The sequence below is a fragment of the Streptosporangium sp. NPDC002524 genome, assembly GCF_040295985.1.
Lineage (GTDB): Bacteria > Actinomycetota > Actinomycetes > Streptosporangiales > Streptosporangiaceae > Streptosporangium.
This window is the reverse complement of the sequence record NZ_JBEOWK010000030.1, coordinates 1-21216: the sequence shown is the minus strand read 5'-3', so window position 1 is coordinate 21216 and position 21216 is coordinate 1. Positions and strand designations below refer to the sequence as shown.

General features: G+C 72.9%; 16 protein-coding genes. 9 read left to right on the top strand and 7 right to left on the bottom strand.

Annotation, left to right across the window (positions count from 1 at the left end; translation table 11 throughout):
• Positions 1–178: 178 nt before the first annotated feature.
• Together ABT053_RS36510 and ABT053_RS36505 are read right to left on the bottom strand one after the other, a co-directional pair.
• Positions 179–1408: an MFS transporter gene (locus tag ABT053_RS36510; protein WP_350975541.1), complete on the bottom strand. Its 1230-nt coding sequence runs from the start codon at positions 1406–1408 to the stop codon at positions 179–181.
• Positions 1409–1470: 62 nt separating this feature from the next.
• Positions 1471–2274: a helix-turn-helix domain-containing protein gene (locus tag ABT053_RS36505; RefSeq protein ID WP_350975539.1), complete on the bottom strand. Its 804-nt coding sequence runs from the start codon at positions 2272–2274 to the stop codon at positions 1471–1473.
• A 182-nt stretch (positions 2275–2456) separates the two neighbouring features.
• Between ABT053_RS36505 and ABT053_RS36500 the strand changes: the two genes are divergently transcribed.
• Positions 2457–3860 (top strand): benzoate/H(+) symporter BenE family transporter, encoded by a 1404-nt coding sequence (locus ABT053_RS36500; protein ID WP_350975537.1) that lies wholly within the window; start codon positions 2457–2459, stop codon positions 3858–3860.
• Between the two features lie 21 nt (positions 3861–3881).
• On the opposite strand, the gene ABT053_RS36495 is transcribed toward ABT053_RS36500, so the two are convergent.
• Entirely contained in the window at positions 3882–4361 is a 480-nt protein-coding gene (locus ABT053_RS36495) for a hypothetical protein (RefSeq protein ID WP_350975535.1), read from the bottom strand.
• Positions 4362–4475: 114 nt separating this feature from the next.
• On the opposite strand from ABT053_RS36495, the gene ABT053_RS36490 reads away from it, so the two are divergent.
• The 5 genes from ABT053_RS36490 to ABT053_RS36470 all read left to right on the top strand — a co-directional run bounded on the left by ABT053_RS36490 (position 4476) and on the right by ABT053_RS36470 (position 11255).
• Complete coding sequence (locus tag ABT053_RS36490; protein WP_350975533.1) at positions 4476–5591, top strand: FAD-dependent oxidoreductase; 1116 nt, start codon at positions 4476–4478, stop codon at positions 5589–5591.
• A 208-nt stretch (positions 5592–5799) separates the two neighbouring features.
• Entirely contained in the window at positions 5800–6765 is a 966-nt protein-coding gene (locus tag ABT053_RS36485) for a magnesium transporter CorA family protein (RefSeq protein ID WP_350975532.1), read from the top strand.
• A gap of 115 nt (positions 6766–6880) precedes the next feature.
• Positions 6881–9616, top strand: coding sequence for a sensor histidine kinase (locus ABT053_RS36480; protein WP_350975531.1), 2736 nt, complete (start codon positions 6881–6883; stop codon positions 9614–9616).
• Positions 9613–10281, top strand: coding sequence for a response regulator (locus ABT053_RS36475; RefSeq protein WP_344749791.1), 669 nt, complete (start codon positions 9613–9615; stop codon positions 10279–10281). Before ABT053_RS36480 ends, ABT053_RS36475 begins: the two co-directional genes overlap by 4 nt.
• 251 nt (positions 10282–10532) lie before the next feature.
• Positions 10533–11255: an HNH endonuclease family protein gene (locus tag ABT053_RS36470; protein WP_350975529.1), complete on the top strand. Its 723-nt coding sequence runs from the start codon at positions 10533–10535 to the stop codon at positions 11253–11255.
• 215 nt (positions 11256–11470) lie between these two features.
• Here ABT053_RS36470 and ABT053_RS36465 read toward each other — a convergent pair whose 3' ends face one another.
• Positions 11471–12376, bottom strand: a complete 906-nt coding sequence (locus tag ABT053_RS36465) for a DUF4429 domain-containing protein (RefSeq protein WP_350975527.1) — start codon at positions 12374–12376, stop codon at positions 11471–11473.
• Between the two features lie 459 nt (positions 12377–12835).
• Here ABT053_RS36465 and ABT053_RS36460 point away from each other — a divergent pair, with 459 nt between their 5' ends.
• The 3 genes from ABT053_RS36460 to ABT053_RS36450 all read left to right on the top strand — a co-directional run bounded on the left by ABT053_RS36460 (position 12836) and on the right by ABT053_RS36450 (position 16586).
• Positions 12836–14113, top strand: coding sequence for an aspartate aminotransferase type Ic (locus tag ABT053_RS36460; RefSeq protein WP_350975525.1), 1278 nt, complete (start codon positions 12836–12838; stop codon positions 14111–14113).
• Between the two features lie 334 nt (positions 14114–14447).
• The gene (gene lysA, locus ABT053_RS36455; protein WP_350975524.1) at positions 14448–15998 is read left to right on the top strand and encodes a diaminopimelate decarboxylase; all 1551 of its coding nucleotides are present in this window, start codon (positions 14448–14450) and stop codon (positions 15996–15998) included.
• 165 nt (positions 15999–16163) lie between these two features.
• Positions 16164–16586: a hypothetical protein gene (locus ABT053_RS36450; RefSeq protein WP_350975523.1), complete on the top strand. Its 423-nt coding sequence runs from the start codon at positions 16164–16166 to the stop codon at positions 16584–16586.
• A gap of 168 nt (positions 16587–16754) precedes the next feature.
• Here the strand turns inward: ABT053_RS36450 and ABT053_RS36445 are convergent, their stop codons facing one another.
• The 3 genes from ABT053_RS36445 to ABT053_RS36435 form a co-directional block, all read right to left on the bottom strand.
• Complete coding sequence (locus tag ABT053_RS36445; protein ID WP_350975522.1) at positions 16755–17282, bottom strand: hypothetical protein; 528 nt, start codon at positions 17280–17282, stop codon at positions 16755–16757.
• Positions 17283–17629: 347 nt separating this feature from the next.
• Entirely contained in the window at positions 17630–17971 is a 342-nt protein-coding gene (locus ABT053_RS36440) for a hypothetical protein (RefSeq protein WP_350975521.1), read from the bottom strand.
• Between the two features lie 2507 nt (positions 17972–20478).
• The gene (locus ABT053_RS36435) at positions 20479–20778 is read right to left on the bottom strand and encodes a hypothetical protein (RefSeq protein ID WP_350975519.1); all 300 of its coding nucleotides are present in this window, start codon (positions 20776–20778) and stop codon (positions 20479–20481) included.
• Positions 20779–21216: the final 438 nt, after the last annotated feature.

The window sequence follows — 21216 nt, the reverse complement described above, 5'->3', positions numbered from 1 at the left end:
TCCTACGGGAGGTCCGGGCGGACCGAGGTCTTCGGCGAGGCCCGTCCGGAGCGGAGCCCGTCGCGGTGATCGGCCGAACCGGGGCTCGTCCGAACCGGAGCTTGTCCGCGAGGACCGGCCTCATCGGGGGCGTCACGAGTTCGCCCAGGGACGGTCGGGATCGGGCGAACGAAGGCCGTCACGAGTTCGTCCGGGGGGCGGTGGCCGGGATCAGGCGGCGTCTCGCCTTGCCCCGGTAGCGGACGACCTGGACGGCGCCCAGTGCCCAGATCGGGTACTGGGTGGCGAACGCCCACCGGAAGGCGTCCAGGCCCGCGCCGCCCAGGAGGTCGAGGGTGACGCCGATCAGGGCGATCACCGCCACGGACGCGACGAAGCCGCCGCCGTTCACGATGCCGGTGGCCGCGCCGATCCGGGTGGCGGGGTTGAAGGTCCTGGCGTAGTCGAAGCCGATCATCGAGCCGGGGCCGTTCGCCGCCAGCACCACCACGAGCGCCACCAGCAGCCAGAGCGGCGCCCGTCCCGGCCAGAGCAGCACGGCGGTCCACGCCCCGGCGGTGGTGCCGATCACGACGAGCACCATCCGGGAGCGGTGGAAGGGGAACCGCCCGGCGAGATAGCCGAGCAGCGGCCCGCACACCATGCCGCACAGGGTCAGCGTGGTGAGCAGCACGCCCGCCGTCGCGGGGGACAGCCCCTGCCCCTGGACCAGGAACGGATACCCCCACAGCAGCAGGAACGCCGCGGCCGAGCACTGGGTGGCCGCGTGGGTCCACATGCCCAGCCGGGTGCCCGGCTCGGCCCAGGCGGCCTTCAGGCTCGGCGGCTCCCCCGTACGCTCGGGGCGGGGGTCGCGCAGCACCACGACCAGCAGGAACGCGGAGGCCACGCCCAGGACGGCGGCGGCCAGGAAGGTCGGCGTCCAGCCGTACGTGTGCAGGGAGTAGATGAGGGGCACCGCGGAGGCGATCGCGCCGAGCTGGCCGAGCAGGCCGGTGAGCTGGACCATCAGCGGGTTGCGGCGGGCGGGGAAGGAGAGGCCGACCAGCCTGATCACGCTGATGAACGTCATCGCGTCCCCGCACCCGATCAGCGCCCGCCCGGCGATCCCCGGCAGCAGCCCTCCCGCGAGGGCGAAGACGAGCTCGCCGCAGGCCATCACCACGGCGCCCAGGACCAGCATGCGCTTGGAACCGAGCCGGTCGACCAGCATCCCGACGGGCACCTGCATGCCCGCGTAGACCAGCAGCTGGCACATGGCCAGGACCGAGAGCCCCGCCGCGCCGACGTCGAGCCGCGCCGCCGCCTCGATGCCCGCCACGCCCAGCGACTGCCGGTGGAAGACGGCGACGACGTAGGCAACCACGCCCGTGGCCCAGAAGAGGATCGCCATGGACCGTGGTGTCATGGGGCAAATATTACTTTTTACGTGTTTTATCAATGCGATCGGGTCCACGAGGGCCGCCGGGATCAACGGCGCGGGTAGCGGATGAGCAGGCTGGCGTGGACGTCCAGGTCACCGAGGGCGGCGTACGAGTGCGGGACGTCCGAACGCCAGGAGATGTGCTCGCCGGGACCGGCCCGCAGCGGAGCCCCGGCCGGTCCGGCGCCGAGCGTTCCGGCGAAGACGGTCACGTGCTCGGTGACGCCCTCGTGGTGGGCGGGCGAGACCTGCGTCGTCCCCGCCCGGATCACCAGGCGGTAGAGCTCGTACGTGACCCCCTCGTCCTCGAAGACCTGGAGCAGGGTCCCCTCGACGGCCGTCCCGGGGACGACGGGGATCCCCCCGGTCCGCCCGCCCCCGCCCGCGTCCACCGGCGGCGGGGTGCCGACGGCCATCGCCAGGGGGACGCCGAGTTCGGCGGTGATCGCCCAGAGGGTCTCCAGGGTGGGGTTGCGGGTGCCGTTCTCCAGGCCGGAGAGCGTGGCCTTGCCGACACCGGCGGCGCGGGCGAGGGCGGACAGGGAGATGCCGCGCTCCTCGCGCAGCCCGCGGATCCGCCGCCCGATGCCGGGCGTGCCGCCCTCCCCGGTCGGCCTGCCGGGTGTGCCGCTGTCCTCGGTCGGCCTGCCGGGTGCGCCGGTGTCCGGGGCGGGCCTGTCGGGTGTGCCGCCGTCCCCGGTCGGCCTGTCGGATGTGCCGCCGTCCTCGGTCGGCTTGTCCGGTGCGCCGGTGTCCGCGGTGGGCTTACCAGGTGCGCCGACGTCTGTGGCCGGCCCGTCGGGTGTGCCGGTTTCCCCGGCGGGCCTGGGGCTTTGTGCTCCGGAGTCCATGGGGCTATCGTGCAGCACGAGAGCCGTTCCGTTTACGGAACGGTTGGCGCTCCCCCGTGAGGACGCGCCGGTGACGGGGCCGAGAGGCGAGGAGAAGGGGCGAAGGAACGAAGGGAGGTCACCGGGTCCGAGCGTCCTCGTCGCGACGCGCCGACGTCGCCGTCAACGCGTGAGGAACGGAAATGACACGTCTGCTGCAACCCGTGCTGGCCGGAATAGTGGCCGCGGTGGTCGGTTTCGCCAGTTCCTTCGCCGTGGTCCTGGCGGGGCTCAGGGCGGTGGGCGCCGACCAGCGGCAGGCGACGTCGGGGCTGCTCGCCCTCTGCGTGGCCAGTGGCGTGGTGGCCGTCTGGCTGGGCCTGCGGCAGCGCGTCCCGATCGTCGGCGCCTGGTCCACCCCGGGCGCGGCGCTGCTGGTCGCGACCGGCACCGTGGAGGGCGGTTTCCCCGTCGCGGTCGGGGCGTTCGTGGTCTCGGGGCTCCTCCTCACCGCCGCCGGTCTCTTCCCGGTCCTGGGCCGGTGGATCGCGGCCATCCCCACGTCGATCGCCGGTGCCATGCTCGCCGGGGTCCTGCTCGACCTGTGCGTCGCGCCGGTCAGGGCGCTCGCCGAGATACCGCTGATGGCGGGTCCCGTCGTGCTCACCTGGGCGCTGCTGAGCAGGTTCGCCCGCAAGTGGGCGATCCCGGTGGCCCTCCTCGTCGCCGTCGCGGCCATCGCGCTGACCGGTCCCGGACTGGGCGCGGTGGACGTGCGGCCGGTACTGGAGGTGACCGTCCCCTCCTGGAGCGCGCAGGCGACGGTCAGCGTCGCGCTCCCGCTGTTCCTGGTCACCATGGCCTCGCAGAACGTACCGGGAATGGCGGTTCTCGCCGGGTACGGCTACCGTCCCCCGCTGCGCGGGATCCTCGTCTCCACCGGCCTGGCGAGCACGCTGGGAGCCCCGCTGGGCGGCCACGCGGTGAACCTGGCCGCGATCAGCGCCGCGCTGTCCGCGGGACCCGAAGCCGACCCCGATCCGGCCCGCCGGTGGATCGCCTCGGTCTCCTCGGGCGTCGCGATGATCGTCCTGGGGATCGGCTCAGGGCTGGCCACCGCGCTCGTCCTGCTCTCCCCGCCGCTGCTCGTCGAGGCCGTCGCCGGTCTCGCCCTGCTCGGCGCGTTCGCCTCGGCCGTCACCTCCGCGGTCGCCGACCCCGGGGGCAGGGAGGCCGCGGCCGTCACCTTCGTGGTCACCGCGTCGGGACTGACGCTCCTGGGCGTGGGCGCCGCCTTCTGGGGGCTCGTCGCGGGCGGGCTCATGACGCTCCTGCACCGTCCGCGCCGTCTGCACCGCCGCGGGGAATCCTCCCCTCGAACCCCTGCCGACGGGACCCAAGCAGACGGGGGCCCGGTGGGCGAGACCGGGTCGGATCCGGCCGCGTACGAGAAAGGTCCGGGCGCGGACGGAGGAGGTCCGGGCGCCGATGAGGGAGGTCCGGGCGCTGACGACGAAGGCCCGGTGGCGGACGGGGGAGGTCCGGCACCGGACGGAGGGGGTCCGGACACGCCTCAGCCGGTGCGGCCTGCGGGGCGCACCGGCTGAGAACTCAGAAGAGAGGGGTGACTAGCGGTGGTCCGAGCGTCCGTGGCGACCGGCCACGAGCTGGTCGGTGGAGGACTGACGGGGAACCTCGACCCGGGGGTGGGGCGCGGTGTCCTCGGCACGGTCGTCGACGCCGTCGCGGTCGCGGTCGACCACGGGGGCCGTGGCGGTCGCGGAAGCGGCGGGGGCGGGGGTGGCGGGGGTCGCTTCGAGCTTGCGCTCCAGCTCCCGCTTCTCCTCCTCCAGGCGGGTGACGCGGTCACGCGCCTCCGTCCGCGAGGCGCGCATGCTGCGACGCTTCGCGGCCGAGCGCCGCATACCGGAGAACATCATCCCCAGGCCGAGCAGGAAGACCGCTCCGGTGGCCACACCCGCGAAGAAGAGCTCCAGCTGGGTGAACTGGAACAGGCGGTCGAACACGGTGAACGAAGCGGTGGTGGTCGATGCCGCGGTCTCATCCCAGGAAACCGCGATCACGGTCGCACCCGCGAGTACGATCAAGAGAAGTCCCAGCACTATCATGTGGCTACCACCTCAGGCTTTGGCTGTTGTGATAACCACTGCTGCCCTCGGCGAGCGGGATTATTCATCGGATCCCGGTGGTTGCCAGGGAACATGAAGGACGAGCCGCCGCGGGACGCCACGGACATCGACGTCGTCGTCATCGGCGCGGGGCAGGCGGGGCTCTCCAGCGCCTACTTCCTGAGACGGGCCGGGCTGGACTTCACGGTGCTCGACCGCTCCCCCCGGCCCGGCGGCGCGTGGCAGTTCCGCTGGCCGTCCCTCACCCTCGGCGCCACCCACCACGTGCACGACCTGCCGGGGCTGCCGATGGGCGTCGCCGACACGACCCGGCCCTCGGCCGAGGTCGTCTCCGAATACTTCGCCGCCTACGAGCGGGCCTTCGAGCTGCCGGTGCGCCGCCCGGTCGAGGTGCGGGCCGTACGGGAGGGCGTGGGCGGGCGGCTGCTGGTGGAGACCGGGGCCGGTGACTGGTCGGCCCGCGCGCTGGTGAACGCCACCGGCACCTGGGATCGCCCGTTCTGGCCCCGCTATCCGGGCCAGGAGACGTTCCGGGGGCGCCAGCTCCACACCGCCGACTACGTGAGCCGCGAGGAGTTCGCGGGCATGCGTGTGGTGGTGGTCGGTGCCGGGGCCTCGGGGATCCAGCTCCTGATGGAGATCGCGGAGGTCGCCACGACCACCTGGGTCACCCGGCGCCCGCCCGCGTTCAGGACGGGGCCCTTCGACGAGAACCTCGGCCGCGAGGCCGTCGCCAGGGTCGATGCCCGCGTCCGCGCGGGGCTCGCGCCGGGCAGTGTGGTCGGGGCCACCGGCTACCCGGTGACCCCCCAGGTGGAGGCGGCCATGGCGGCGGGTCTCCTCGACCGGCTGCCGATGTTCGACAGGATCACCCCCGAGGGCGTGGCCTGGGACGCGGGGCCGGCCGGGCCCGCGCGCCTGGTCAGGGCGGACGTGATCCTCTGGGCGACCGGTTTCCGGCCCGTCATCGGCCACCTGGCCCCGTTGCGCCTGCGCGAGCCCGGCGGCGGCGTCCGGGTCGAGGACACCCGGGCCGTCCTCGACCCCCGCGTCCACCTGGTCGGCTACGGCCCCTCCGCCAGCACCGTCGGCGCCAACCGCGCCGGCCGCACCGCCGTACGGCACATCCGCCGCCTCCTCGCCGCACCCACCGGTTCCGGGCTGCCGGTCCCCTCCGCGGCGGCTTAGCGGGTCGCGTGCCCCGCGCGGGTCGTGACCCCCGCGGAGGCGCGGTAGGTCGCGTACCTCGCGTCGGCCGTCGGCACGGGGAGTCGCGCGTCCCACGCCGGCCGTCATCCCCTCCGCGGCGGCACGGGGATCACGGCCGGCGCGGACGCGGAAATGGGGATCACCCGGAGATTCCCGGCCTGTCGCGGCGGGTCTAGGGTGGTCGCCCATGGACCGTACCCGCCTGTATCGCAACGGCGTCCTGGAGGCCGAGGGCTTTCCCATCGACGACATCTCCGAGCACGTGGGGGACGAGTCCGCCGTCGTCTGGTTCGACCTCTGCTCGCCCACGCAGGCGGACCTGGCGAAGATCAGCGAGGAGCTGGGCCTGCACCCCCTCGCGGTCGAGGACGCGCTCCACAGCCACCAGCGCCCCAAGCTCGACACCTACGACAGCCACCTGTTCATCACCACCTACGCGACGAGGCTGGTGGACAAGGGGATCGACTTCATCGAGGTCTCGATCTTCGCGACCAAGAACGCCCTGGTCACCGTACGGGAGAACCCCGAGTTCGACATCGACGAGGTGATCAGGCGCTGGGACGCCAACGCGGCCATGGTGAGGTTCGGGGTGCCGTACCTGCTGCACGGCCTGCTCGACTACATCGTGGACGGCTACTTCGACGTGCTGCAGGGGGTGGACGACCGGGTCGAGGAGCTGGAGGACGATCTCTTCCAGGACAATCCCGGGGACATGCCGCACATCCAGCGCCGGACCTTCGACATGCACAAGAAGCTGGTGCGCTTCCGGCGGCTGGCGGTGCCGACGCGCGAGGTCGTGGGCAGCCTGCTGCGCAGGGAGGACGTCCTGGACCCCAAGCTGACCCCGTACTACCAGGACATCTACGACCACACCCTGCGCACCGCGGAGTGGAGCGAGTCCCTGCAGGACCTGGTGAGCAACGTCCGCGAGGCTCACATGAACCAGCAGGGGTTCCGGCTCAACGACATCATGAAGAAGATCACCAGCTGGGCGGCCATCATCGCGGTGCCCACGATGATCACCGGTTTCTACGGGCAGAACGTGCCCTACCCCGGGTTCGCCCAGTCGGTCGGGTTCTGGACGTCCACGATCCTGATCGTCGTGGGCACGGTGCTGCTCTACCGGGCGTTCAAGAAGCGCAACTGGCTCTGACCCGGCCGCCGTCCCGGGTCACCCGATCGGCCGGGAGACCGTCCGCCGTAGCCTGGCCTCAGGGGAGAGCCCCGGTTATCCGGCGGGGATCGGCGATCGGCGAGGGACGGGCTGCATGGCACGCGGACGGCTGCGCGTCTACCTGGGGGCGGCCCCCGGGGTGGGCAAGACCTTCGCGATGCTGGCCGAGGGGCGCCGGCGCGGGGCGCGCGGCACCGACGTGGTCGTCGGGCTGGTGGAGACGCACGGGCGCGAGCGCGTCGAGGAGCTGCTGGAGGGGATGGAGATCGTCCCGCGCGCGAGCGTCGTCCACCGGGGCAGCGCGTTCACCGAGCTGGACGTGGACGCCGTCGTCGCGCGGCGGCCGGGGGTCGTCCTGGTCGACGAGCTGGCCCACACCAACGTGCCGGGCTCGCGCAACGCCAAGCGCTGGCAGGACGTGGAGGAGATCCTGGAGGCCGGGATCGACGTGGTCTCCACCCTCAACGTCCAGCACCTGGAGTCGCTCGGGGACGCGGTCGAGGAGATCACCGGGGTGGTCCAGCGCGAGACGGTGCCCGACGAGGTGGTGCGGCGGAACGGGCAGGTGGAGCTGGTGGACATGGACCCGGAGGCGTTGCGCCGCCGGATGGCGCACGGCAACGTGTACGCGCCGGAGCGGGTGGACGCGGCACTGTCGAGGTACTTCCGGCCGGGCAACCTGACGGCGCTGCGCGAGCTGGCGCTGCTGTGGGTCGCGGGGGAGGTCGGCGACAGCCTCGGCCACTACCGCTCGGAACACCGCGTCGCCGGGGTGTGGGAGACCCGGGAGCGGGTGGTGGTGGCGCTGGCGGGGGGCCCGGAGGGGGAGACCCTGGTACGCCGGGCGGCGCGGATCGCGGCCAGGTCCCCGCGGGCGGACCTGCTGGCGGTGCACGTGACGATGGCCGACGGGCTGGCGAACGCCGATCCCGCGCACCTGGCCCGGCAGCGCGCGCTGGTGGAGAGCCTGGGGGGCGGCTACCACCAGGTGGTCGGCGACAACGTGTCGCGGGCGCTGCTGGAGTTCTCCCGGCGGGTGAACGCCACGCAGCTGGTGCTGGGGGTCTCCCGGCGCGGGTGGCTCGCGCGGGTCCTCTCCCGGGGGGTCGGGGTGACCACGGCCGCGTACTCGGGGACCGTCGACGTTCACATGATCACCCATGAGGAGGCGGGAGGGGGCGGACGCCGCTCCTCGCGCGCCGCGCTCACCCGCTCCCGCAGGCTCGCCGGCTGGGGTACGGCGTTGCTCGGGCTCCCCCTGCTCACCGCCGCCCTCCTGGGGTTCGATCACGCGACGCTGCCGAGCGTGATACTGCTGTTCCTGCTGATGGTGGTCTGCGTCGCGATGGCCGGTGGCATGTGGCCCGCGATCACCGCGGCGGTGGCCGGTTTCGCCCTCCTCAACTGGTACTTCACGCCGCCGTTCCACTCGCTGGCCGTGACGCGGCCGGAGAACCTGCTCGCCCTGGTCGTCTACGTGCTGGTCGCGATCATGGTGAGCGCGGTCGTCGGCCTGGCGGCCCGCCGCGCGAGGGAGGCCGCCCTCGCGGGCGCGGAGGCCGAGGTGCTGGCGACCCTCGCCGGATACGTGCTCCGGGGCGAGGCGGCGCTGCCGTCCCTGCTCTCCCGGCTCAGGGAGATCTTCGGGCTGGCCTCCGTCACCCTGCTGGAACGCCTGGAACGCCGCCCCGACGGCTCGCCCGGCTCGTCCGGCTTGCCTGGTCCGGGAGGCTCGGATGGTTCGGTGGGTCCGGGAGGGCCGGACGGTCCGTCCGGCTCGTCTGTTCCGGGTAGTTCGGGCGATCCGGAGGGTCCGGGCGGCCCGGATGGTTCGGATGGTCCGGACGGCCCGGACGGTTCGGACGGCTGGCGGATCGTGGCGACCGGGGGTGGGGAGCCGTCCACCCGTCCCGGTGTCGCCGACACCGACGTGGTCGTCGACGACGACCTGGTGCTGGCCGTACGCGGGTGGCTGCCCGGCACGTCCGGCCGCAGGGTGCTGGAGGCGTTCGCGGCCGAGGCTGCGGTGGCGCTGCGCCACCAGCGTCTCGCCGAGCAGGCGGGGCGGCTGCGCCCGCTCGCCGAGGCCGACAGGATGCGTACCGCGCTGCTCGCCGCGGTCAGCCACGACCTGCGCACCCCGCTCGCCTCGGCGAGGGCCGCCGTGGAGGGCCTGCGCGCCACCGACGTCGACTGGTCGCCGGAGGACAGGGCGGAACTGCTCGCCACGGCCGACGAGTCCCTGGTCAAGCTGAACCGCCTGGTCGTCAACCTGCTCGACATGAGCCGCCTGCAGGCGGGCGTGCTCGGGCTGACGCTCCAGCCGACGGCGCTCGAGGACATCGTCCCCCGGGTCGTCGACGAGCTGGGCCCGCCCTACGACCGGGTGCTGAACCGCCTGCCCGAGGATCTCCCCGAGATCGCCGCCGACCCCGCGCTGCTCGAACGCGTACTGGTCAACCTCGTCTCCAACGCCGTCCGCTACAGCCCGCCGGGCGTCGCCGTGCTGGTCGGCGCCAGCGTGGACGACGGCGGTGACGACAGCGATGGCGGTGACGGCGGCGGACATGTGGAGATCAGGGTCGTCGACCGGGGGCCGGGGATCCCCGAGGAGTCGCGCGACCGGGTCTTCATGCCCTTCCAGCGGCTCGGCGACCGCGACAACGCCACCGGTGTCGGTCTCGGCCTCGCGCTCTCCCGGGGGCTGGCGGAGGCGATGGGCGGCACCCTCGTTCCGGACGAGACACCGGGCGGGGGCCTCACCATGGTCCTCACCCTGCCCGTCTTCCCGCGGCACCGGGCCGCGCCCGTACCCGTGGAGGACCCGTGACGCGCATCCTCGTCGTCGACGACGAACCCCAGCTCCTGCGGGCGCTGCGGATCAACCTGGCCGCCCGGGGGTACGAGGTGGCCGTGGCCGCCGACGGCGCCGCCGCCCTGCGCCAGGCGGCCGACCGGCACCCCGACCTGGTCGTGCTCGACCTCGGCCTGCCCGACATGGACGGGGTGGACGTCATCCACGGGCTGCGCGGCTGGACCACCGTCCCGATCATCGTGCTGTCCGGCAGGGCCGAGGGCCGCGACAAGGTGGAGGCCCTGGACGCGGGCGCGGACGACTACGTCATCAAGCCGTTCGGCGTCGACGAGCTGCTCGCCAGGATCCGCGCGGTGTCGCGTCGCGCCTCGGTCACCGAGGAGGAACCGGCCAGGTTCGTGATCGGCGAGCACGAGGTGGACCTGGCGGGCAAGACCGTCTCCGGCGGCGTGCGGCTCACCCCCACCGAGTGGCGCCTGCTGGAGATCCTGGTCCGCAACCCCGGCAAGCTGATCACCCAGCGCCGCCTGCTGAACGAGGTCTGGGGCGCCGCGTACAGCAAGGAGACCAACTATCTTCGCCAGTACATGGCCCAGATGCGCAAGAAGCTGGAGCGCGACCCCGCCCACCCGGTCCACCTGCTCACCGAGCCTGGCATGGGCTACCGCTTCCAGCCCTGACCGCTTCTCGTCCTGGTCGCTTCTCGTTCTGACCGCTTCCAGCCCTGGCCGGTTTCCGTCCTGGTCGCTTCCAGTCCTGACCGGTTTCCGTCCTGGTCGCTTCCAGCCTTGACCGGTTTCCGCCCTGACCGCTTTCCACCCCGGCCGGCCGCCCTCCGGGTACGGTCTCAACCAGCGGACACCCCCGTGTCAACCGCGGGATGACCGGGAATCGGTCAAGCATGAGCCTGTAGACCCTTCTGGAGGCATGGGTGAGCACGCGGGGGGTGGTCACCGTGATGCTCGGCGCCGCGGTGCTCTTCTCACTGTCGACGCACGACGACACGCGTGCGAGGGCCGCTCCGGCCCGGGTCGCGCCCCTGGACAACCCGGACGGCGTGGGCCCCGGCCTGGCGCCCGTCAGGTCGACCGGAGACCGGGGCACCGCCGTCAGGCTGATCGGCAGGCTCAAGGTCAGGCCGATGGGTTCAAAGGCCGGTTACAGCCGGGCCAGGTTCGGCGAGGACTGGGCCGACACCGCCAGGGGGGTGCCGTACGCGCGCAACGGCTGCCGTACCCGCGACGACCTGCTGGCCCGCGACGGCGAGGACGTGCGCTACCGCCGCGGATCCGACTGCGTGGTGGTCTCCATGAAGTTGCGCGACCCCTACACCGGCCGGATCGTCCGCTGGACCAAGAAGCGCTCCGACGAGATCCAGGTCGACCACGTGGTCCCGCTGTCCTACGAGTGGCGGATGGGCGCCTCCCGCTGGCCGCTGTCCAAGCGGAAGCGCATCGCCAACGACCCGCTCAACCTCCTCCCGGTGTACGGCGACGCCAACGAGGCCAAGGGCGGCTCGGGACCGGCGTCCTGGCTCCCTCCCGTACGCGGGGTCCGCTGCGCCTATGTCGTCCGCTTCGCCCAGGTGGCCCTGAAGTACAACCTGCCGGTCACCCGCGCGGACAAGACCGTCATGCTCGCCCAGTGCCGCTGACCTTCGGCGACCGCTCGAAGGCGAGGGCCGTCCGGCGACGGGACCGCTGAGGGGCGGGGGTCGCCGAAGAGCGGGACCGTCCGGAGGCAGACGCCGTCCGGAGGCAGGGCGCGGTAGAAGCAGGACGCGGCCAGAACCGGAGCGCGGTCAGAAGCAGGGCGCGGTCGGAAGTGGGAGTCGCTCAGAGGCGGAGGTCGCTCAGAGGCAGACGTCGCTCAGAAGCGGCGGAGCAGGGACTGTTTGGCGGTGGTGAACTCCTCGTCGGTGAGGATGCCGTCCCTGTGCAGGTCGCCGAGCTCGCGCAGGCGGCGCAGGAGCGAGTCGGGGTCGTCGCCGCCGGAGGGGGACGCGGGTGTCGCGGGTGCCGCGGCGGCCTCGATCGCCGGGGGCTCCCCGGCGGGGGCCGGTTGAACGCCCGAGGGGTGCGGCAGCCTGGCGACGATCGCGGCGACGAGCAGCGCCGTCGTGCGGGTCTCCTTGTCGAAGCCCCACAGGACCAGGCAGTTCGGGTCGTGCTTGGGGGCGAGCTTGTGCGGTGCCGCGCCTTTCACCTGGAAGCGGAGGTAGCCGTTCTCCAGGCCCGAGGCCGGGAACCACTCCACGCCGTCCAGGTCCTTCAGCGCGAGCCGCTGGGGACCGGCCGACTTCTTGCCCTCCTCCGTCGACCAGCTCCATTCGAGGCGGAGCGACTCGCCGTCGAACGTCGCCGTGCCGTCGCCCGCCGGAACCACCACGGGCAGCGCCGGGCCCGGCATGAGGTAGCGCTCCGAGGGACCGTCCGGCACCTGCTCGATCACCAGCGCGTTGCGCACCGCGTCGACGAAGTACCCGGCGGCGCCGGTGCGGTCGGCGTCCACGACCAGCTGGTAGGGATCGGCGGCGTCGGGGATCCGCCCGCCCGCCGCCTGGTTGAACGGGTCGGCGCCCTCGCGCAGCCGCAGCCGCAGCCTGCCGCCCTTCTTGCCGGGCTCGTACGCGATGCCGGCCACCGCCTCCAGCGGCACCCGCACCTCGCCCAGCAGCTGCCGCAGTTTCTTCACGCTCCGGTCGCGGCCGGGGACGATCCGCAGGATCTCGCCGTCGAACGTCCAGGTTCCGTCACGTACCATGACCTCCGCCATACGGTGATCGTATGGCGAGCCGGTCGCATGACGCGCACGGACGGGCGTCGAATCGGCGGGGACAGCGTGACACGAGCGGCCCGCCTCCCGCTCGGGCGGGTGTGACGTGAGTGCCCGGCTTCCGGTCGGGGACAGCGTGACACGAGCGGCCCGGCTTCCGCTCGGACCGGTGTGACGTGAGTGCTCGGCTTCCGCTCGGGCCGGTGTGACGTGAGTGCCCGTCTCCCGCTCGGGACAGCGTGACGTGAGCGGTCCGTCTCCCTATCGGGACGACGCGACGCGAGCGGTCCGTCTCCCGATCGGGACGACGCGGCGCGAGTGGCCCGGCTTCCGGTCGGGTGGCGTGGTCTTCTATTCTTCGAAGTCGACCAGGCCACCTTCGGAGCCGTTCCACAACCGTCTTCCCAGCCGGGCGCCGACCGTCTCCGGAGCCGAACACCAGCAGGCGAAGGAACCACCGTGACCTCTCCGGCCCTCACCATCGACGAGCTGACCGCCCGGCGGGACGCCGCCCAGCGCGATTACGACGCGCTCGTCCGGCGCGGTCTGTCCCTCGACCTGACGCGGGGCAAGCCGTCGGCGCGGCAGCTCGACCTCTCCGAGGGGCTGCTGGACCTGCCCGGCGGTCACACCGCCGCGGACGGCACCGACTGCCGCAACTACGGCGGGCTCCAGGGTCTGGCCGAGCTCAGGGAGATCTTCAGCGGCCCGCTGCAGGTGCCCGCCGCGCAGCTCGTCGCCGCCGACAACTCCAGCCTCTCGCTGATGCACGACTCGATCGTCCACGCCCTGCTCGGGACGCTGCCCGGTGCCGAGCGCCGCTGGGCCGACGAGCCGCGGATCGCGTTCCTGTGCCCGGTTCCCGGGTACGACCGCCACTTCGCCCTGTGCGAGCGGTTCGGCATCGAGCTGATCCCGGTGCCGATGAACGCCGAGGGGCCGGACATGGACGTCGTGGAGCGTCTCGTGCTCGACGACCCCCAGGTCAAGGGCATCTGGTGCGTGCCCAAGTACAGCAACCCCGGCGGCGTCTCCTACGGCGACGAGACGGTGCGGCGCCTGGCCGCGATGCCGACCGCCGCCCCGGACTTCCGGATCTTCTGGGACAACGCCTACGCCGTGCACCACCTGACCGACACGCCCGTGGAGATCGCCGACGTCCTGGCGCTGTGCGCGGAGAACGGCAACCCCGACCGCGTCTTCGTCTTCGGCTCCACCTCGAAGATCACCTTCGCCGGTTCCGGCGTCTCCTTCTTCGGGTCGTCCCCGGCCAACGTGGCCTGGCTGCTCGGGAACACCGCCAAGCGCACCATCGGCCCCGACAAGCTCAACCACCTCCGCCACGTGGAGTTCCTGCGCGACGAGAACGGCCTGGCCGAGCACATGCGCCGGCACCGGGAGCTGCTCCGGCCGAAGTTCGACGCGGTCGAGACGATCCTCACGAAGGAGCTGGGCGGCAGCGGCCTGGCGACCTGGTCCAGCCCCGAGGGCGGTTACTTCATCAGCCTCGACGTGCTGGAGGGCTGCGCGCGCGAGGTGGTGCGGCGGGCGGGAGAGGCGGGCATCGCCCTCACCCCCGCGGGCGCCACTCACCCGTACGCGACGGATCCCCGCGACAGCACCATCCGCATCGCCCCCACCTACCCCGAGCTCGACGAGCTGGAGCTCGCCATCTCCGGTCTCGCCACCTGCGTGCGCTTCGTCGCCACCGAGAAGCTCCTGGAAAGCGCCCGCTAGGCACCTGCCGGGCGCCCTCCGGCCGCATCTGCCGGGCGTCCTTCCGGCCGCATCTGCCGGGCGTCCTTCCGGCCGCACCTGCCGGGCATCCTTCCGGCCGCATCTGCCGAACGTCCCTCCGGCCGCACCTGCCGGTCGTCCCTCCGGCCGGTTCTCCGCGCCGGGGGGACGTTCCGCGTTCCCGGCCTCACGCTCCGTGTCCGGCCGTCAAGGAGGTGTCAGGGTAGGGCGGAGGAGCGTCAGGGTCTCGTCCCGAAGCGTCCGATCCGCCCTTCGCCGACCTAGCGTCCCCTGTGTCCGGCCGTCCGGCCAGGCCGCGAAAGCAGGAGGAAGCATGGGCGTCTCGCACGCGGGTGGAACCCCGTCGCCGCTACCCGTACGCCGGGATCCCGGGGTCCCGGCCCCCGCCACCGGCCTCCCCGGCCGGAGCGCGACCACCTCTCCCGGGCGAGGGGCCACCGATCTCCCCGGCCGGAGAGCCGGCGATCTCCCCGGGAAGGCCGGTGATCTCCCCGGGCGAAGGGCGCCCGCCTCTCCCGGGCGAAGGGCGGACGCCTCTCCCGGGCGAGGAGCGACCGCGCCCGGCGAGGCCGCCGGTTCCCCGTGGTCGGCGACCACGCGCGTCACGGCCGAGGGAGACGTCACGATCGGCGGGGTGTCCCTCACCGAGATCGCCCACCGGTTCGGCACCCCCAGCTACGTGATCGACGAGACGGACGTGCGGCTGCGCTGCCGCGCCTACCGGGCCGCGCTCCCGGACGCCGAGATCGCGTACGCGGCCAAGGCGTTCCTCTGCCGCGCGATGGCCGACTGGACGCGGGCCGAGGGGATGAGCCTCGACGTCTGCTCGGCGGGCGAGCTGGCGGTCGCCAGGTCCGCCGGGTTCCCCGCGAAGCGGATCATCATGCACGGCAACGCGAAGACGCCCGCCGAGCTGCGCAGGGCGGTGGACGAGGGGGTCGGCAGGATCGTGGTGGACAACGTCGGCGAGATCAACAGGCTCGCCGCGCTCGTCCCGATCGACCGTCGCCAGAAGGTGCTGGTCCGGGTGACGCCCGACATCGAGGCGGGCGCCCACCCCAAGATCCGTACCGCGGGCGAGGACCAGAAGTTCGGCCTGTCCATCGTGAGCGGTGCCGCGGGGGACGCCGTGGCGAGGGTCCTGCACCAGCCCCGGCTCGAACTGGCCGGGCTCCACTGCCACCTGGGCTCGCAGATCGACGACGTCGAGCCGTACGAGCGGGCGGCCAGGATCCTGGTCGGCGAGATGGCCCGGATCCGCGACACCCACGGCGTGGTCCTGCCCGAGCTCGACCTGGGCGGCGGGCACGGCATCGCGTACCTGCCGGGTGCGGAGGGGCTCGGCCCGGAGCGTTTCGCGGACGCGGTCGTCACCGCGATCACGGAGCGGGCCGCCGGGTTCGGCCTGCCGGTGCCCCGGCTCATCGTGGAGCCCGGCCGGGCGATCGCCGGTACCGCGGGGACCACGCTCTACCGCGTCGTCGCCGTCAAGCGCGGGGGCTCGCGGACGTTCGTCGCCGTCGACGGCGGGATGAGCGACAACCCCCGCCCCGCCCTGTACGGGTCGCGCTACACCGTACGGCTCGCCGGGCGTGTCTCCCGCGAGGGGCCGCGCCCGTTCACGGTCGTCGGCCACCACTGCGAGACGGGCGACACGATCGCGGAGGACGTCCCGCTCCCCGCCGACCTGCGCCCGGGGGACCTCGTCGCGCTGGCCGCCACCGGGGCCTACCACCACTCGATGGCCTCGACCTACAACCTCATGGGCCGGCCCCCGGTCGTCGCCGTGCGCGACGGCCGGGCGAGGCTGCTCGTCCGCAGGGAGATGGAGCAGGACCTGATGCGCCGCGACGTGGGCCTGTAGGAGGGGGCCCACAGTCCCGCGAAAGGTGGGGAACGGCGCAAATGAACGTAGGGAAAGGGTGAAGAAAACATATCGGCATAGGCCCGTGAGCGTTTCCCGGTGTTTCATGGAGGGGCGGAGTTCAGCCCCCTCCGGCAAATGCCTGCTCCGCGACAGATGTCAGCCTTGCGAAAAGGGGTGGTCGCGGTGTTCGGCACCGAACCGGTGGGATTCTCGCTCGCCGGAGGGTTCGTCGCCGTCGTCGCCGCGGCCGCGGGCGCCTCGCTGCTCCTCGCCCCGGCGGAGGTCACCGGCCGCGTGCTGATCATGGCGATCGTCGTGTGCGCCCACGCCGCCCGCGGGGTCCGCGCCGGGGTCGCGCTGGCCACGGCCGTCATGGCGTGGTTCTTCTGCACCGGATTCCTGGTCAACGCCGCCGGGGAGCTCAGCTTCGGCCGGCCGGACCTGCTCCGCCTCGGCCTGCTCGTCGTCGTCGCGCTGGGCGCGAACGCGTGCGCCGCCGCGCACCGCGCCGTCGCCGCCAGACGGCGCCTCGGCGTCCCGCTGCCCGGCGAGGACCCCGCGCAGCTGGTCCTCGTCAGGAACTGACGCGCCCCGGCCGGAGAGAACCGGGACCTACGGGTTCGTACGACGGCGATCCGGTGCCGTCGCGGGGCCGCCGGAAGGGTGAGCCGGTGCTCGCGCCACGGGAGACCGGAAAGGCGTCCGCGAGCCGGCGCCGGAACCCGGGGCGGATCCGCAGACGGCTTCCGGGCGCTAGACCACGGAGTGCGTCACCGTGCCCGTGTAGGTGCCCGCGACGGCGAAGTCGGGGACCGACACGATGAGGGTGGGGTTCCAGCTGGTGGAGGTGCCGAGAACCCCCAGCTGCTTGGTGAACGCGGTGCGCGACGACGAGAGGCTCTGCGCCGCCGCGGCGGTGGGCTGCCCGGGTGTCCGTACGGCGATGCCCACCGCGGCGGTGACCGGGCCCGACCAGTAGGAGACCCGGGCCTTGCCGATGACCGCCGCGGGGGAGCCGGTCCTGGTGAAGTCGGTCGCCGACACGGTCGCCACCCAGCTGGCCAGGAGCAACCTGCTGTCGACCACCGTGACCGTGCCGAGGTGGGCGCTGATCGTGCCGTTCATCCGGGCGCCGCCGAGGTTCACCGAGGCGGGGACGGTGATGTCCAGGCCCGCCATCCGCAGCGCGATCAGCCGGTCCGACGCGGGGAGCGGGGCGGTGGGGACGACGAGCCCGAGGGCCAGGACGGCCGAGGCCGTGAACGGCAGGACCGGCGGCATGGTGCTCCTTTTCCGGAGCGGGAGAGGAGACCATGGCGGGTTCGCCGGTGGACGGCTCTCGGATCACCCGATTCGGTGGACGGTCGGGACCGGTCGCGGACCACGCGCATGGGAACATCCCCCGACTCCCAGATGCGATCCCCGATATTCTATGCCCGCTCTCGTTCACCGCAAGAACAAAAGGGCGGCGGGTCGGGGAATTCGCGAGCCGCGTCACTCCATTCGGCCGGACAATGCCCGGGGATGACGCGTGACCAGGTGTGCGACGGAGGCGAAAAGACGAATGCCGTGCCCGGCTTCAAGCCGGGCACGGCATTCTGTTTCACCCCGTCATGCTCCAGGAATTCTTAGAGCGGCGGCGTTATGTTGACGAAGTTGTCGCAGTTCGCCGGGTAGGCGGGAGGCCCGAGGGGCGCTCCGGGAGCGAAGAAGCCTCCCAGGACCGGAATCGGAAGCCCGAGGAGACACCTCGTCCGGGCCACCGAACCGGTCGCACTCTGAACCGTGACGTTGAGGTACGGAAGCGCGCCGTCCACGACCACCGCCGTGCCGACGTCCACCACACCGGCCGGATAGCCGGCGAGCGTCGAGATGCTGTGCCAGGGCGGTGTCGTCCGCGGGTCGCGGACCTGTGTCGTCCCGTCGTTCCTGACCGACGTGGTGATCGGGTCGAGAAGCAGGAAGTCCACGGCCACGGCGGACGGCGGTGCCAGAGGTCCGACGGGTCCCGTGGGTCCCGCGGGCCCGGTCGGCCCGGCGGGACCGGTCGCTCCGGTGGATCCGGTGGCTCCGGCCGGTCCGGGCGCGCCCGGAAGGCCCGCGGCGCCGGTGGATCCGGTCGGTCCGACCGGTCCGGTGGCTCCCGGAGGTCCCGCGGGGCCTGTCGGACCCGCTGCTCCCGGTACTCCGGCGGGTCCCGGGGCTCCGGTGGATCCGGTCGCCCCGGTGGGGCCGAGGGGTCCGACCGGTCCGGTGGCTCCCGTGGCGCCGGTCGCGCCTGTCGCTCCGATCGGTCCCGCGGGTCCCGCCGGGCCGATGGGTCCCGCGGGTCCCGTGGTTCCGGTGGCGCCGGTGGCTCCGGTCGCACCGGTGGCCCCGATCGGGCCGATGGGGCCGATGGGCCCGGTGGCGCCTGTCGCTCCGACGGCTCCGGTGGCTCCGGTCGGGCCGATCGGGCCGATGGGTCCGATCGGTCCCGCGGGTCCTGCCGGTCCTGCCGGTCCTGCGGCTCCGGTGCCTCCCGCCGGTCCTGCGGGTCCCGCCGGGCCGATGGGTCCCGCGGGTCCTGCGGCTCCGGTCGCGCCGGTGGCTCCGACGGCTCCGGTGGCCCCGATCGGGCCTATCGGGCCGATGGGTCCGACGGCTCCGGTGGCCCCGGTGGCTCCGGTCGCGCCGATGGGTCCGATCGGGCCGATGGGCCCGATCGGTCCCGCCGGTCCGGCGGGTCCCGCGGCTCCGGTGCCTCCCGCGGGACCGGCCGGTCCCGCGGGTCCTGCCGGTCCCGCCGCGCCCGTTGTCCCGGCCGGGCCGATGGGTCCCGCGGGTCCTGCCGGGCCGATGGGTCCGGCGGGTCCTGCGGCTCCGGTGCCTCCCGCGGGTCCTGCGGGACCTGCCGGTCCCACGGCCCCGGTGACCCCGATCGGGCCGATGGGCCCGATCGGTCCCGCGGGTCCTGCCGGTCCTGCGGCTCCGGTGGCTCCCGTCGGCCCGACCGGTCCCGTGTTACCCGTCGCTCCGGTGGCTCCCGTCGGTCCTGCCGGTCCGGCGGGGCCCGCCGGACCCGGGTTGCCCACCGGGCCTGGTGAGCCCGAAGCGCCCGTGGCGCCCGTCGCTCCCAGCGCGCCCGCCGGGCCCGGTGCGCCCGCCACGCCGGGCGCGCCGGTGGCGCCCGTTCCTCCGGTCGCTCCTGTCGGGCCGGCCGGGCCGGCCGCTCCCGTGGAGCCCGCCGGGCCCGGTGCGCCGGGCGGTCCCGCCGGACCCGCCGGGCCGGGAGGGCCGGGGGGACCGGGCTCCTGGAAAGCAGCCAGACCGGTAGAGCTCGCGGATTCCTGCAGCCCGGTTCCCTGCGGCCCGACCTCCCGAAGTCCCTTCCCGCTGCCACGGTCACCTTTGCCGAGACGATCACGGTCGCATTTGCAGTGCTTTCCCTGGCACTTGCAATTTCCCCGTGCGGTGGTCCCCATCGCGTAGATTCGCGAGCTGTCGAAAATGCCGGTCGCCATGCGGGCCGGAGCGGCCTTGATGTCGCTGTCCTGTGTGGTGAGGACAGTGCCCGTGGTGTCGATGGCGGCGCTGGCCGGAGTCTGGCAGGAAAGCGCCAGGATGGCACCGATTGCTGTTGTTGCGACGGACAAATTTCGAGCGTGTTTGCCGAAATCAGTAATTGGAGCCCGTCTTCTACCGCTAGAAGTCATCGCATTCCATGTCTTTTGTGATTCCAGGGAATCAGATTTCCTAAACCGCGACAGTGGCGGCAAGCAGGAGTTACCCGATGATCGACATGGCAAAGCGTAATTTCCGTTAACAAGGTTTAAACGGATTCGTCAACGACGAGAATATGTCCGGCTTGTCGAGCTTGGTGCCTGTATATAGCCAGCCGCAATTTGGCTTATTGGGCTGTATGTCAGAATTGTGGGTTCCTGGTGGCGTGGACGACTTCCGAACAGTTTTTGGATCATGCTCCGTGATGGAGCCGACGCGGTTTCCCCACCGGTTTCTCCATGCCGGGTTCTCGTCTCGATGGGATGCTCTTGCCGCTCGCGCGGCACCGGGAGTCGCTCCGGACCGGTGCGACCGGCGGGCTTCCGGTGGGCTTCCGGCGGGCCTGGGTGCCCGGCCAGGGATCGGGGTGCCCGGCTACGACCCGGGGTGCCCTGCCATGAGCCGGAGGGCGGGTGTCACCGGGGTCGCAGGGATCGCAGGGATCGTCGGCTCGCCGTACAGGGAAGCCGATCCGTGTGTCACGGACGAACAGGTGGCGAGGCCCTCGATGGAAGCGATCTCGATCGATCGCGGCCCCATCAAGAGCCCCGCCACCCGCGAACGGCGGCGCGATTCGAGGGCGCCTAGCGGCGTCCGGACGAATCCCGGTCGCGTCCGGGTGTCCCGTCAACGCGATTCACATGACTCGATCACGTTCTCGGGGAACTCCTGGACGTGCCGTCGAAGCACGTGCCACCTCGGAAAGCGCCGGCGCCTAGGCAGGTCCCACGCACGAGGAGGAGACAGTCACGGTGGGCGTGAGAACGCCGCCGTTGGCGAAGGTCGTACTCCACTGGTTGGTGAGCAGCGACTGGTTGGCGACCACGTCGACCCCCAGGGCGCTGCCGATCCATTCTCCGCTGACGGCGAGCGTGCCCACCGGGCAGATGCCACCGAGAATGGGCACCGTCGTGCCAGGGGGAACGGGTGTCGGTGCCCCCGGCACGACCGTCCTGGTGACCAGGGTGCTCGGTCCCGCCGGTCCGGTGGCTCCGGTCGCTCCGGTGGCTCCCACCGGTCCTGCGGGTCCTGCCGGTCCTGCGGGTCCTGCCGGTCCGACGGGGCCGGTTGCTCCGGTGGCGCCGGTGGCTCCCGCTGGTCCGGGTGCGCCGGGCGCGCCTGCTGCTCCTGTTGCGCCGTCGACTCCGGCCGGTCCTGCTGGTCCGGGAGGGCCGGAGGGTCCGGTCGGTCCCGCCGCTCCTTCCGGTCCGGCGGGTCCCGCCGCACCTGTGGCGCCGGTCGCTCCGGTGGCTCCGGCCGGTCCTTCAGGTCCCGCCGGGCCGGTCGTTCCCGTCGGTCCTGCGGGTCCTGCCGGTCCGACGGGGCCGGTTGCTCCGGTGGCGCCGGTCGCTCCGGCCGGTCCGGGTGCGCCGGGCGCGCCTGCTGCTCCTGTCGCGCCGTCGACTCCGGCCGGTCCTGCTGGTCCGGGAGGGCCGGAGGGTCCGGTCGGTCC

Excerpts from the sequence above, each read along its gene's own strand:
- ABT053_RS36445 (WP_350975522.1), bottom strand. The coding sequence starts at position 17,282 with ATGCCGCCGGTCCTGCCGTTCACGGCCTCGGCCGTCCTGGCCCTCGGG.
- ABT053_RS36490 (WP_350975533.1), top strand. The coding sequence starts at position 4,476 with ATGAAGGACGAGCCGCCGCGGGACGCCACGGACATCGACGTCGTCGTC.
- ABT053_RS36510 (WP_350975541.1), bottom strand. The coding sequence starts at position 1,408 with ATGACACCACGGTCCATGGCGATCCTCTTCTGGGCCACGGGCGTGGTT.
- ABT053_RS36485 (WP_350975532.1), top strand. The coding sequence starts at position 5,800 with ATGGACCGTACCCGCCTGTATCGCAACGGCGTCCTGGAGGCCGAGGGC.
- ABT053_RS36480 (WP_350975531.1), top strand. The coding sequence starts at position 6,881 with ATGGCACGCGGACGGCTGCGCGTCTACCTGGGGGCGGCCCCCGGGGTG.
- lysA (WP_350975524.1), top strand. The coding sequence starts at position 14,448 with ATGGGCGTCTCGCACGCGGGTGGAACCCCGTCGCCGCTACCCGTACGC.
- ABT053_RS36500 (WP_350975537.1), top strand. The coding sequence starts at position 2,457 with ATGACACGTCTGCTGCAACCCGTGCTGGCCGGAATAGTGGCCGCGGTG.
- ABT053_RS36465 (WP_350975527.1), bottom strand. The coding sequence starts at position 12,376 with ATGGCGGAGGTCATGGTACGTGACGGAACCTGGACGTTCGACGGCGAG.
- ABT053_RS36505 (WP_350975539.1), bottom strand. The coding sequence starts at position 2,274 with ATGGACTCCGGAGCACAAAGCCCCAGGCCCGCCGGGGAAACCGGCACA.